This window comes from Streptomyces sp. YJ-C3, from assembly GCF_053891275.1.
Map to the genome: position 1 here is coordinate 4664539 of NZ_CM132685.1, position 13542 is coordinate 4678080.

Below are 13542 nucleotides of genomic sequence, written 5' to 3' on the forward strand. Positions count from 1 at the left end.
CGGTTCTCGGCGGGGCCCCTCGCTGTCACTGGTGAGATCGGTCGATGCCCTCGGCGAGTGCCGTCTGTACGAGCCTCGCCTTGCGGCGCACGATGTGGAAGGCGCGGCCGGGCGGCAGGTTCCGCGGCTTGATGTTGCCGAAGAGGTAGCCCTCGGTGGGCGGGCAGGACATCAGCAGTGCCGGTGTGTTGGTCTCGTCGAGGCGGCGCAACAGCGCTTCGTTGAGGCCACGGCCCGCGCCCATCGCGCTGCGGGCGACGACCAGGTGCAGGCCCACCTCGAAGCCGAGCGCCAAGTGGTCGAAGAGCGGCTCGAAGGGGCTCTGGAAGGAGTTCCCGGCGACCATGTCGTAGTCGTCGACCAGTACGAACAGACGCGGTCCGGTCCACCAGTCGCACTGGCGCATCTGCCCGGGCGCGATGTCGGGACCGGGCTGGCGGGTCTGCATCGCGCGCGCGGCGCCGTCGACGGTCTCCTTGAGGTTGTCCAGGGAGACCACGTGCCCGATGCGGTACTCCTCCGGCACGGCGTCGACGAGGGTGCGCCGGTAGTCGACCACGATGATCTTCGCTTCGGCCGGGGTGTAGCGGGCGGTGATGCCCGCGGCGACCCGGCGCAGCAGGTTGGTCTTGCCGCTTTCGGTGTCGCCGACGGCGAGCAGGTGCGGGGTGCGGCTGAAGTCGTGCCAGACCGGTTCGAGGGCCTCCTGGTCGAGGCCGAGGGCGAGTCGCATGCCGCCGCCCTCGGTCGCGGTCGGCTCCGGCAGGTCGGTGACCGGAAGGCGGTGCGGCAGCATGCGGACCTTGGGCGCGGGGTCGCCGGGCCAGGCCTCGGCGATCCGGGCGACCAGGTGGGCGACGCCGTCGCCGAGGTCGTCGAGGTCGCTGCCGGCGTCGATGCGGGGCAGGCCCGCGAGGAAGTGGAGCTTGCTGTCGGCGGTGAGGCCGCGGCCGCCGCTGCGCGGCACGGAGCGGGCCTTGCGCATGTCGACCTCGGAGTCCATCGGGTCACCCATGCGCAGTTCGAGGCGGGTGGCCGCCTGGTCGCGCACCTGCGCGGAGAGTTCGACCCAGCGGGCGGTGGTGACGATGAGGTGGATGCCGTAGTTCAGGCCCCGGGCCGCCAGTTCGTTGAACTTGGGGATCAGGTCGTCGTAGTCCTGGCGGACCGTGGACCAGCCGTCCACGACGAGGAACACGTCGCCGAAGCGTTCGTCGGGAAACTCTCCGGCGGCGCGCCTCCTGCGGAAGGAGGCCATCGAGTCCACGGTGTGGTCGATGAAGAACTGCTCGCGCCGGGCCAGCAGGGTCATGACCTCGGCGACGGTGCGGTTGACGCGCTCGGGGTCCAGTCGCGCCGCGACGCCGGACACGTGCGGCAGTCCGCCGAGCTGGGAGAGTCCGCCGCCGCCGAAGTCGAGGCAGAAGAACTGTGTTTCGGCCGGTGTGTGGGTGAGGGCGAGGGAGCAGACGAGCGTGCGGACGAGGGTCGACTTGCCGCTCTGCGAGCCGCCGGCCACGGCGACGTGGCCGCCGGCCGCCGACAGGTCGACCACCAGCGGGTCACGGCGCTGCTCGAACGGCTTGTCGACGAGGCCGACCGGCACGCGCAGCTTTCCCTTCCCGGACCAGCCGGCGGCGGTCAGTCCGCGTTCGGCGTCCACCGTGACGCCGGACAGCAGCGCGTCCAGCGGGGCGGGGGTGTCCAGCGGCGGCAGCCATACCTGGTGCGCGGCCGGCCCCGAATCCCGCAGCCGGTCGAGCGCCACGTCGATCAGGCTCTCCTCCTGCTCCTGCGCCTCCTTCTCCGGTTCCGGGTCGGGGGTGGGGTCCGGGGTGACGGCGCGGGGGACGACCCAGCCGCTCGTCCACGGCACGACCTGGTTGGCGACGCGTGCGCGGACGACGGCGCCGGTGCGGCGCCGGTAGGTGCCCGAGGAGTAGGCGGCGCGGAAGCGCACGAGGGACTCGACGCCGGACTTCAGGTAGCCGCTGCCCGGCTGTGCGGGCAGTTGGTAGGCGTCGGGGACGCCGAGGACGCCGCGGCTCTCCATGGCGGAGAAGGTGCGCAGGCCCACCCGGTAGGACAGGTGGCTCTCCAGCTGGTGCATGCGGCCTTCGTCGAGGCGCTGGGAGGCGAGCAAGAGATGGACGCCGAGGGAGCGGCCGAGGCGTCCGATCATGACGAACAGGTCCATGAACTCGCGGTGGGCGGCGAGCAGTTCGCTGAACTCGTCGACGACGACGAACAGGCTGGGCAGCGGCGCGAGGTCGGCGCCCTGGGCGCGGGCCCGTTCGTACTCCAGGGCCGAGGTGTAGTTGCCGGCGGCGCGCAACAGCTCCTGTCGGCGCAGGAGTTCACCGTGGAGGGCGTCCTGCATGCGTTCCACGAGGGCGACTTCGTCGGCGAGGTTCGTGATGACCGCGGAGGTGTGCGGGAGTTCGTCGAGGCCGAGGAAGGTGGCGCCGCCCTTGAAGTCGACGAGGACGAAGTTGAGGGTCTCGGAGGAGTTCGTCAGCGCGAGGCCGAGGACGAGGGTGCGCAGCAGTTCGCTCTTGCCGGAGCCGGTGGCGCCGATGAGCATGCCGTGCGGGCCCATGCCGCCCTGCGCGGACTCCTTGATGTCGAGCTCGACGGGCCGCCCGTCGACACCGACCGCGACGGGCACGCGCAGCCGCGAGGCTCCGGTGTGCTTGGCCCACAGGCTCTGCGGGGTGTGCCGGTGCAGGTCGGGGATACCGAGCAGGGTGGTCAGTTCGACGTCGGTGTCCAGCGGCTGCGTGCTGTCGCTGCCCAGGCTCATCCGGGACGCGGACAGCAGGCGGGCCAGGGCCTCGGCGCCGCGGACGCCGAGGCGGTCGGGGCGGCCCAGCGGCGTGGTGCGTTCCTTGCGGCTGCGGTCGGTGCGCACCAGGCCCACCTCGTCCTGCTCGACGGTGAGGCGCAGCGTGTTGCGGCCGGGCCGCCAGCGCAGGGACTCGGCTAGGTCGATGACGACGGCGTTGCGGTAGCCGGGCCCGTCCCAGCGGTGTCCCTCGGGCACGGTGACGCCGTCCACGATGACGACGGTGTACGGCTCCTCGCGGCCGGGGACGGCGTCGGGCTCGAACCCGGGCCGTTCGGCGAACTCGGCGCCGAGCAGGTCGTCGAGTTCGGTGAGGTCGGAGGTGATGCGCCGTACGGGCCCGGCGCCGTCCTCCTCGTGGGGATGCAGGACGTGGGGCAGCCATTTCACCCACTCCCACTCGCCGCGCCGCTCGTCGGTGGTGCACACGGCGATCCACAGCTCTTCCGGGGCGTGGAAGACGGCGAGCTGGCCGAGGGCCGCGCGCACCAGTCCGCGAACCGCGTCGTCGTCGCCGCGCAGCAGAACCCGGGCCGATGAGCGCAGGTACAGGCCGATGGGCTGCTCGGGCACGGTCGAGTAGGCGCGGATGAAGCGACGCAGGGCATGCGCGCACAGCGGTTCGAGATCCTCGACGGGCCGGGTGGAGACGGGAGTGAGGGTGAGGGCGAGCTGCTGCTCGCCGACGGCGAGGCGGACCTCGCCGAAGTCCTCGTCCGCGGGGCGCCGTTCCCACAGCCGGGTGGTGCGCACGAGGGAGCGCAGCGATGTGGGCTCCGGGTGGCGCCAGGCGAGCGCCCGCTGCTGTTCGGCGATGGTCTGGCGGACGCGTTTGCGGGTCTGGGCCAGGTAGCGCAGATAGTCGCGGCGTTCGCCCTTCAGGCGCTGTTTGCGTTCGCCGGAGCGGCGCATCATCTGGCCGACGAGCATGGCCACCGCGGCGAGCATCATCATGCCGAGCGCGATGTACATGAAGACGCCGTGCGAGCCTCCGGGGCGGAGGAACATCAGCATCATCGACACCGACATCATCGCCATCGGCAGATAGGTCCAGATCGCCGTGGTGTCGGGCACTGTCTCGGCGAGGACGGGTGGTTCCTGGAGCGTCAGCTCGCCCTCTGGCATGTCCGGGCCGCTGCGCCGCGCGGGCCGACGAAACAGAACCACACTCAAGGGACAGATCCTCCCGGGTTGTTGGACTGTGTGCACCGGGGTCCGGTCCACACGGCCCCGAAACATCCGTGCATCATGCATGCGCCGCCGCGTCACCGAATTCGGGCGCGGCCGTGAAAACCCGGTGAACAGTCCGGACGCACAGCGGCGGAATCGGCCGTCGGTGTCGTGGAAGAAGGAGATCCCCGCGACAATCACGCCTCCAGCGGCAGTAGTCTGCACTCGGAGATCGCTCATGTCCACGTGGGCCCTGCCATTGCGTGCTCTCTCACGTGGAAAGACGGATCCGGACAACCCCCGCACACCATAACGCTCTTGGCAAAACCTGCTTCGGATACCCGTCTTCGAAGTTTCCAAACACGCGACCGGAGGCCGCTGTTCAGGCGACCCCTGCCATTCCCCCGTCGAACTTCATAATGGGAGACGAGAGTTCACATCATGACCGACAGTGCGGTGGCCGAACTGTGCCGCCTGACCGTACGCGCACCGGCCGTCTCCGTCGATCTGGCCGTGCCCACCGATGTCCCCGTCGCAGACCTGTTGCCGACGCTGCTGCGTTATGCCGGCGCGGAGGCCGAGGAGGCCGGCCTCGACCATGCGGGCTGGGTGCTCCAGCGGCTCGGTGACGCCCCGCTCGACGAGGAGTCGACGCTCGCCCAGGCCGGTCTGACCGACGGGACCGTTCTGCATCTGCGCCCGCACACCGAGGCGCTGCCCGAGGCGCGCCTGGACGACCTGGTGGACGGGATCGCCGACACCGCGGGCAAGCGGCTGCACAACTGGACTCCGCAGGCCGCGAGGAATCTCCTGGTGGGCGGCGCGGTCGTCGCCGTGACGGCGGCTCTGGTGCTGCTGTTCTGGCCCGGGGCGTCCGCGTCGGCGCGGCCGGTGTGCGCGAGTGTGGCGGGGCTGTTGCTGCTGGCGGGCGCCGGTTCGGCGAGCCGGGCGGTGGGGGACCGGGTGTCGGCGACGGCGCTCGGGCTGCTGGTGGTGCCGTGCCTGGCCCTCGCCGGCTGGGTACTGCCCGGCGGCGACGTGACGGGGCCGGACGCGACGCGGGTCGTCGGCGCGCGGCTGCTGGCCGCCGGGGCGGCGGGCGCGGGCGGTGCCGTCCTGGCGCTGGCCGCCACCGCGGTCGGCGCCCCGATGCTGCTGGCCACGGCCGTGGTGTCGGTGGCGGCCGCGATCGCGGGGACGCTGATGGGTTTCAGCGGACTCGACGCCCAGGCCTCCACGGCGATCGTGGCGACGGTGGTGGCGCTGGCCGCCGGGACGGTGCCCGCGCTGGCGTTCAAGCTGGCCGGCATGCGGATGCCGGCGCTGCCCTCGTCGGCCCGTGAACTCCAGGAAGGCATCGAGCCGTTCCGCAGCGAGGAGGTGGCCGAACGCACCGAGCTCGCCGGACGCTGGATCACCGCGCTGTTCGGCGCGACCGGGGTGATCGCGGCCGCGGCCCTGGTGCCGCTGACGCACCGGCCCGGCCTGGCCGAGGTCCTGACGTCCCTGGTCCTGACGCTGCTGCTCCTGCTGCATGCGCGGGGCCTGGTCCACATCGGACAGCGGCTCACGCTGGCGCTGCCCGCGGCCTGGGGCCTGGTCCTGCTCGCCCGCGCCTGGGCCGTGGCGGCCGAACCGGGCGGCCGGGCCGTCGTGTTCGCCGTGCTGCTGGCGGTGGCCGCGGCGCTCGTCGTCGCGGCGTGGACGGTGCCGGGCCGCCGCATGCTGCCGTACTGGGGCCGGGCCGCGGAGATCGCGCACACCGCGAGCGCGGTCGCGCTGCTGCCGCTGAGCCTGTGGGTGGCCGGGCTGTTCGGCTGGCTGCGCGGGCTGTTCGGCTGACCCCCGAGCCCACCTCGGGCGCCGCGGCGCCGTCATCACCGAGAACGAGAAGGAGAGGCAGTGCAGTCGAAACGGGACCAGGTGCAGGCCCACAGTTTCGTGATGGGCAGGCTCAGTTCGGGGCTGCTCCTGGCCGATCCGGACGCACCGGAGAGCCCTCTCGGGCGGACCACGCGCGGCGTCCTGTTCGGTCTGCTCGTGACGGTGCTCGTCGCCGCAGGCGCGACGGTGTACGGGCTGCTGCGCCCCGGCGGGAACGACAGCTGGCGCTCCGGCGAGAGCCTCGTCGTGAACCGGGACACCGGGGCCCGCTACCTCTACACCGGCGGCACGCTGCATCCCGTGCGCAACTACGCCTCCGCGCGGCTCATCGGCGGCGCCGAGCTGACCTCGGTGGATGTCGGCACGGCCTCGCTGCGCGGCACCCCGGTGGGCGCTCCGGTGGGGATACCCGGGGCGCCGGACACCCTGCCAGGCGCGGGTGAACTCGACGGCGGGGCCTGGCACATGTGCGTGACCGGCGCGGCGGGCGCGCTGCCGAGCACGGGCGGCGGCACCGAGGCCGGGGTGAACAAGCCCGGCGCGACCACGGTCGTGGCGGGGGCGTCGTTGGCCACGCGCGCCCTCGCCGGTGACCGCGCGGTGCTGGTGCAGGGACCGGATCGCAAGGAGTACCTGGTGTGGCGCGGCAGCCGGCTGCCGCTCGACGAGACGTCCGACGCGCGGGGCGCGCTCGGCTACGGCTCCGAGTCGCCGATGCCGGTGTCCGCGGCGTTCCTGGACGCGCTCGCGCCGGGCGCCGAGCTGGCGCCGCCCGAGGTGCCCGGTCGCGGTGAGAAGGGCCCCGACCTGGGCGGCGAGCCCACCCGGGTGGGCCAGGTGTTCAAGGTGACGGTGCCGGGCGGCAGCAGCACGTACCAACTGCTGCGCTCCGACGGTCTGGTCCCCCTCTCCCGTACCGGGGCCGCGCTCGTCCTCGGGGACCCGGCCACGCAGAAGGAGGCGTACGAAGGGCAGTCTCCGACCGCGCGGACGGTGGGCGCGGACGCACTGCGCCAGCACCGGGCGGCGTCGGCCGCCCGGTCCTCGGACGCCTCGGGGCTTCCGGCGACGCCGCCCGAGCCGCAGTCGACGCCGCGCGGCTCGGCGCTGTGCGCGGAGGTCGACGGCGGGGCGCAGGGGGCGCGGATCAGCTCGGTGCTGGTGTCGCTCGACGCGCTGGCTCCGCTCGCCGTGTCGGCGGGCACCGCGGGCCCGCCGCAGCCGGCCTGCGTGGCACCGGACGCGACGGTCGTCCGGCCCGGACACGGCGCTCTCGTACGAGCCCTGAACGCCTCCGGAGCCGCGCACGCGGGCACGACGTACCTGGTCGCGGACAACGGAGTGAAGTACCGGATCGCCTCGAAGGAGGCGCTCGCCGCGCTGGGGTACGGCGCCGACGACATCACGTCGGTTCCGGCTCCGCTGCTGTCGACGCTGCCCACCGGTTCGGACCTGGACGAGCGGGCCGCGTCGGGGGCCACGGCCCCGCGGGTGACCGCACCGGATTGCGGGAACGGGCAAAAGGGAAAAGAACGCAATGAACAAAACTCCGTATGAACGGAGTTGAGGCCGAGCGGGGATCAATTTCCGGCCAGATTCAAGGAGACACAGCTCTCCCACAGGCTGAAGTGAATATGCCACCGAGAAAGCTCAGAGAAACCTCAAGAAGCCTGTACGTGCGGGGCCGCCAACACATCGATGCCCGAAACGAGCAGGGAACGGGCGGCTCTCTCCCGCGCGTTGCCCGTTTCACCGGACGCCGTGCCCGCATGGGGCCCGAATTCCCGTCGCGCGCGGTCAGTTGCGGTTCCGCCACGCCGCGTCGATGAATCGGTGCGCCCGCCTCACCTCGGCCATCCGCGAGAAACCTTGACGTAACTCTGTTCAGACCAGGTGGATTTGAGGCCGGTCCTCGGGCGGAGATTCACTGGATTCGTTGCGCGGAGGGCCGGATTCTCTTTAGCCTCAGCAGGCACGATCGCCACAGCGAAGCTCGACCGAAGGGAGTGCTCCATGGCCGACAACCGGTTGGTGGACGACAAGGCAGTACAGAACGGGGTGCACGCGCTGGGGATGGCCAAGGACGGCGTCGAGCGCATCCGGGGCAACGTGAGGTCGCTGGCGCTCGGCGTCGGCGGTGACGAGGGCCGCGCCTTCATGAACCTCTTCGAGAAGTGGGACGAGCAGGCCCAGCGCATCATCGGCCAGATCAACCGCATGACGGACGCGCTGGAGGACAACCGCTCCTCCGCCCAGAAGACGTCGGCGCACCACCAGAGCAACATCGGCCAGCAGGCCGGCAAGGTCTCCTCCGGTGTCTTCGAGGCGCTGACCTGACCTGCCCGCTGCCGGGGGCGCCCCCCGGCGTCGGCCCCTCCCCCTCGGGCCGAACCCCCACCACGAGACGCCTCGGACCACCGGTCCGACGACCAGAGAGGCATCCGTCATGCCCGCCGAGAACCTCACAGACGGCATCATCGATGTCCAGTACAACGCGGCCGCCAACGCCGCCGTGGACATCCAGCAGCAGACCAAGGCGATCCAGGGCACCCTCCAGTCCCTCGAGCAGGAGCTGCAGGCCCTGATGCGCGGCTGGAGCGGTGACGACCAGCAGGAGTACACCAAGGTCCAGCAGCAGTGGAACAACGCGGTCGGCAAGATGCAGCAGCTGCTCTCCGAGAACGGCACGCTCCTCGAGGACGTGGCGGACGGCCACAAGAAGGACGAGCGGCGCAGCAGTCAGATGTGGCAGTCGGTCACCCCGCGCTGACCCCCTGAGACGTCCGCGTCCCGGCCTTCCCCGCAAGGGGCACTCCCCCACGGGCCGGGACGCGGACCCCACCGTTTCCGGCACCGAGCGAAGGAGGGTGACCCGTGGCCGATCTGACCCATCTCGATCTCAAGCAGCTCCAGAAGTTCCGTGACGAGGACGTGGAGCAGGCCCTGAAATCCGCAGGCACCTACCGTGACAAGGAAGTCGACGGCATCCGCCCGCTCCGCGACCTCACCGACGGTCACACCACGGAGGGGAATCCGGACAAGGGTCAACAGATCCTGCACATCGGCAAGATGACCACCGAGGATCTGGTCTCGGGCCCGTCACTGATCAAGGACATCACGACAGCGGCGACGACCATCGACAAGTTGCTCGGAGACCAGGAGACGCTCTTCAAGGACTTGAAGGACGCGCTCCAGGACACCCTCGACAAGATGAGCAAGACCCACCAGAGCAACCTGGACTCGATCGACGCCCAGACCCTGCTCCAGCTGTTCGAGGACGTCGACACCGATGTGGCCGGCACGAACAGCGGCGGGGACGACGAGAGCTGAGTACCGCGCGCGGCGGTGACACCGTCGCGGGCATGGAAGACCAGCACCAGACCAGGAAGGGCACTCGGTGGCCGGGGAACGCTACGACCCAGACTCGAAGGCGAACGTCGACAAGTACGGGGACGGTGTCGCCTCGGGCGACGGGGACGACGCATGGGCCAAGCTCGTCGCGCACCTCACCGGCTATCCCGTCCCGAAACGGTCGACGATCTTCGAGAAGCTCACCTCCGATCACGGCGGCCCGCTCTTCCGGATGGACATCAAGAACCGCTCCCTGCAGGAGGTTCTCGACAAGTCCGGCTTCGAGATGCAGGACGGCCAGGACTACGAGATCTGGTTCTTCGACGCGAGCGGCGGCGGCAGCCCGCAGCTCAAGCAGGCCCGCATCGTCTTCGAGGGCAGCGTCCACGACAAGGACGACAACCTCCAGTTCGCCGACACCTCGGGCGGCTCGGCGGGCGAGGTCGCCGTCAGTCACGGCAACGAGTTCACGGACTACAACGACGACACGTTCACGACGGTCGACCTGGCCCAGTACATGAACGGCCCCCGCGACGCCCTGCTGGCCCTGTTCAACGGCAACACCGAAGGCATGTCGTTCAACGGGCTCGCCGTGCCCGGCAACGGAGCGGTCGTCCTCGACTCCTTCCGCACGACAGGTGAGTCCTTCGACCGTGCGGCGAAGTTCTTCCGGGACCACGCCGTCACGATCAAGGGCTGGGAGGACGCCCTCGGCAGGGACGACGCGGCCTGGAAGGGCGAGTCGGCGGACATCTTCCGCGAACTGCTCAAGAAGGTCCGGGAGAACTACGAGGGCTACGTCGACACCTTCACCGGTTCCGGCGGCGGCACCGCCGACGGCGCCACCGTGTACTCCCAGGCCCTCGCACAGGGGCGCGACGCGCTGGAGGACGCGGCGAAGACGCTGCTGGACGCCTGGTACAAGTGGTCGCAGTCGGACTACTACGACCCGCACCGGGTGCTGAGGTACGTCCTGGACAGGCTGGCGGCCTGGGCCGAAGCCGAGAACATCAGCAAGACCGAGATCTACTCGACGACCTCCTCCGGGTACGGCGGCTCCCCTGTCACGACGACGAGCGCGCGGACGAAGGAGGGCTTCAGCCAGAGCCCGGAGAAGTACGGCGACCTCGCCAACATCGAGACGTGGAAGAAGGTCGGCGAGGAGGCTGTCCGCATCTGGAGCAAGGGCGTCGACGAGTACCTCGGCGAGGCCGCCACGCGGGTGCAGTCCACGCTGAACAACAAGTTCCTCGACCTGGGACGGGAGTTCACCGACAACCAGCCCAAGCCCAAGACGACCAGCACGGCGGCCGAGGACTACGCGGACGATCAGGCCGAGAAGGAGAAGGAAGAAGCGGAGAAGGAGAAGGAGGAGGCGGAGGCCGAGGCGAAGAAGGAGAAGGAGGAGTACGAGAAGGACAAGGCGGACGCCAAGGCCGAGGCGGAGAAGGAGAAAGAAGAGGCCAAGGCCGAGAAGGAGAAGCAGGAAGCGGAGTACGAGAAGGAGAAGGAAGAGGCCGAGCGCAAGGCCGAGGAGGACCGCAAGAAGCTGGAGGAGAGCCTCGGTGATCTCAACAACCCCGGCGGTTCGAACGGCGATCTCGGCGACCTGGGCGATCTCGGTGGGCTCGGCGACCTCGGCGGTGCGGGGAACAACACCCCGATCACCACGAGCCTCGGCGACCTCGGTGGGATCAACGGTGACGGTTCACTCACCGACCCCGGGAACGGGAACACCCTGAACACTCCGCCGGGAACGGACGGCCTCGGTGACTCCGGCCCCGCCCCGGGCCCGGTGACCACCAGCCTGGGCAGTCTGGGCGGCCTGAACGGCAGCGGCGACCGTGACCGCGCGACGGGTCCGGTGACGCAGGACCTGGGGAACCTGGGCGGCCTCAACGGGACACCAGGTGAAGGCAGTTCGAGCTTGGACACGCCGACGGGCGGCACCACCTCGCTCTCGGGAGCCGGCGACTTCAGCACCACGTTCCCGGACGGCAGCAGCACCAGCTTCGATCCGAGGACCGGCGCCCTCACCACGACGAACCCCGACGGCACCGTCACCACGACCGACCTCACCCACGGCGCCACCAGCACCAACCCCGACGGCTCCGTGACCCGCCTCGACGGCGGCAAGCTCACCACCGACTTCCCCGACGGCACCACGCAGAGCATCGACCCCGACACCGGTCAGGCCCTCACCACGCATCCGGACGGCACCACCACCGAGACCGACCTCGGCACCCTCGACGGGCTGAACACCCAGAACGGCACCGGCGACACCGGGAACCCCGGCGACCTCGGCGACCTCGGTGACCTGGGCAAGCAGATCACCACCCAGTCGCTCGGCGACCTGGGCGGCCTCAACGGGACGACCGACACGACGGGTGGCCTCACCACGCCCACCGGCGGTCACACGTCCCTGACGGGTGGCGATTTCACCACCAGTTTCCCGGACGGCAGCAGCACCAGCTTCGATCCCGACACCGGGTCCCTCACCACGACGAACCCCGACGGCACCGTCACCACGACCGACCTCACCCACGGCGCCACCAGCACCAACCCCGACGGCTCCGTGACCCGCCTCGACGGCGGCAAGCTCACCACCGACTTCCCCGACGGCAGCAAGCAGGTCATCGACCCCGACAGCGGCGTCGCCACGACGACCGATCCGCAGGGTCACACCAGCCGCGTGGACCTGGACGGGCTCAACTCCCGTACGGGCGGCGGCGCGTCGGACACCATCGGCGACCTGACCGGCCTCGGCGACGGGCTCTCCCTCGACAGTCCGTCCTTCGACAGCCCCTCGCTCGGCGACGGAGGTGGCGGAGGAGATGGCGGAGGCGGCACCACCAGCGAGAGCCTCGGCACCCTGGGCGGCGGTGCGGGCGGTGCCACGTCCGACCTGGGCGGCGGCTCGGCGCTCACCGGCTACGACGGCACATCGACGACGGGCGTCCCCCACTCCGTCGACCCGCTCTCGGACCAGACGTCCGCGATCGGCTCCGGCGGCGGTTCCGGAGCGGGTTCCGGCACCGGAGCAGCGGCTGCCGGCAGCGGGCAAGGAAGTCCCGGCATGCCGATGATGCCGATGAGCGGCATGGGAGGCATGGGAGGCGGCGACAAGGGCTCGCACGGTGAGCGCGTCCGAGCCGTCCTCACCGACGCCGTGGAGGAGAGCCGGCGCCGCAACCGTCGCAGGCGCAGCCCCTGGGGCCGCTCCGAGGACGAGGACACCTTCCTCGTCCCGGCCGCACGTCCCGCCACCACCAGCGGCGGCCAAGGCTCCGGCCAGGACACGGCCGCGGACGAGACGACGCGCCGGCCGGTCACCTCGTCCGACTACCTGGAGGAGGACGCGGACGTGTGGGGCACCGACGAGGGCGGGGCGCCGGCGGTCATCGGACGGTGAACCCCGGCCCGGCACCGGTCCAGGGGCGGCAGGCGCGCCGCGCACGTCGTACGGCAGGAGAGGGAAGAGAAGTGACGGATTCGCTGGAGCAGCGCATCGACCGGGCAATGGCCGAACTCAAGGCCACGCAGGAGGCGGTCGCGCGGACGGAGCAGGAGCTGCGCGACGCCTCGTTCGGCGCCGTCTCCTCCGACCGCGCCGTACGCGTCACCGTCGGCGCCCAGGGCGAGCTGGCGGACCTGGAGTTCCTCGACGGCAAGTACCGCTCGATGTCGGCCCAGGAGCTGGCGGCGAGTGTGCTGGAGGCCGCGCAGGAGGCGCGGGTCCGGGTGGGCCGGCACGTCATGCGGGCCATGGCGCCGTTCACCGAGGCCAGCACGGGCGTGCCGGAGCTGCGGGGACTTGACGTGGACTGGGAGAAGATGTTCGGCCCGGAGGTGGTGCGCGAGCGGGACGGGGCGGCCGGCCGGCCGGCTGACGCGCCGTGGCGGGACGCGCTCGGCGAGGACGGTGAGGAGTAGCCATGTCGGACCGCTACTACGGCGACCCGCAACGCATTCAGGCCGGGGTGCGGCAACTGGAGGAGATCGCGGAGGCCGCGCGCAGTATGACCGCGGACTTCCTCGACGAGATCAGCGGGACCGTCTCCTGGCCCGGTACCAGTGACGACTTCGCCCAGAAGGTGAAGCCTCAGGAGCGCAAGGAGCGGCAGACCACCAAGGACACGAGCATGGCCATCCGTGATGCGGTCGTCGCCATCACGGAGGGCACTCTCACCAACCTCGACACCATGAAGGCGATCAAGAACCAGGCGCTGGAGGACATCTCCAAGCAGAGCAGCCGGATCAGCGACGTGAACGGCGGTCATGCGCGCCACTGA

Annotated in this window: 9 protein-coding genes; 8 read left to right on the forward strand and 1 reads right to left on the reverse strand. The window is 70.8% G+C overall.

The window, feature by feature from the left end; all coding sequences use genetic code 11:
• Nucleotides 1-25 precede the first annotated feature (25 nt).
• On the reverse strand, nt 26-3970 hold the full coding sequence (gene eccCa, locus ACVHNB_RS20885; protein WP_456225538.1) for a type VII secretion protein EccCa: 3945 nt from the start codon (nt 3968-3970) through the stop codon (nt 26-28).
• 486 nt (nt 3971-4456) lie between these two features.
• On the opposite strand from eccCa, the gene eccD reads away from it, so the two are divergent.
• The 8 genes from eccD (at nt 4457) to ACVHNB_RS20925 (ending at nt 13542) form a co-directional block, all read left to right on the forward strand.
• Nucleotides 4457-5857: a type VII secretion integral membrane protein EccD gene (gene eccD / locus ACVHNB_RS20890; protein ID WP_428957211.1), complete on the forward strand. Its 1401-nt coding sequence runs from the start codon at nt 4457-4459 to the stop codon at nt 5855-5857.
• Nucleotides 5858-5917: 60 nt separating this feature from the next.
• Nucleotides 5918-7456: a type VII secretion protein EccB gene (gene eccB, locus ACVHNB_RS20895; protein WP_428957210.1), complete on the forward strand. Its 1539-nt coding sequence runs from the start codon at nt 5918-5920 to the stop codon at nt 7454-7456.
• Nucleotides 7457-7912: 456 nt separating this feature from the next.
• Nucleotides 7913-8236, forward strand: coding sequence for a WXG100 family type VII secretion target (locus tag ACVHNB_RS20900; protein ID WP_428957209.1), 324 nt, complete (start codon nt 7913-7915; stop codon nt 8234-8236).
• A gap of 109 nt (nt 8237-8345) precedes the next feature.
• Nucleotides 8346-8669: a WXG100 family type VII secretion target gene (locus ACVHNB_RS20905; protein WP_428957208.1), complete on the forward strand. Its 324-nt coding sequence runs from the start codon at nt 8346-8348 to the stop codon at nt 8667-8669.
• A gap of 104 nt (nt 8670-8773) precedes the next feature.
• Nucleotides 8774-9229 (forward strand): type VII secretion system-associated protein, encoded by a 456-nt coding sequence (locus tag ACVHNB_RS20910; RefSeq protein WP_456225539.1) that lies wholly within the window; start codon nt 8774-8776, stop codon nt 9227-9229.
• Nucleotides 9230-9296: 67 nt separating this feature from the next.
• A complete protein-coding gene (locus ACVHNB_RS20915; protein ID WP_456225540.1) occupies nt 9297-12662 on the forward strand; it encodes an AAWKG family protein in 3366 nt (1121 codons plus the stop codon).
• Between the two features lie 71 nt (nt 12663-12733).
• A complete protein-coding gene (locus ACVHNB_RS20920; protein WP_456225541.1) occupies nt 12734-13183 on the forward strand; it encodes a YbaB/EbfC family nucleoid-associated protein in 450 nt (149 codons plus the stop codon).
• Nucleotides 13184-13185: 2 nt separating this feature from the next.
• Entirely contained in the window at nt 13186-13542 is a 357-nt protein-coding gene (locus ACVHNB_RS20925) for a hypothetical protein (RefSeq protein ID WP_456225542.1), read from the forward strand.

What these genes read in the sequence shown, in the direction of transcription:
- ACVHNB_RS20900 (WP_428957209.1), top strand. Translation starts at nt 7,913, where the DNA reads ATGGCCGACAACCGGTTGGTGGACGACAAGGCAGTACAGAACGGGGTG.
- ACVHNB_RS20905 (WP_428957208.1), top strand. Translation starts at nt 8,346, where the DNA reads ATGCCCGCCGAGAACCTCACAGACGGCATCATCGATGTCCAGTACAAC.
- ACVHNB_RS20925 (WP_456225542.1), top strand. Translation starts at nt 13,186, where the DNA reads ATGTCGGACCGCTACTACGGCGACCCGCAACGCATTCAGGCCGGGGTG.
- eccCa (WP_456225538.1), bottom strand. Translation starts at nt 3,970, where the DNA reads ATGCCAGAGGGCGAGCTGACGCTCCAGGAACCACCCGTCCTCGCCGAG.
- eccD (WP_428957211.1), top strand. Translation starts at nt 4,457, where the DNA reads ATGACCGACAGTGCGGTGGCCGAACTGTGCCGCCTGACCGTACGCGCA.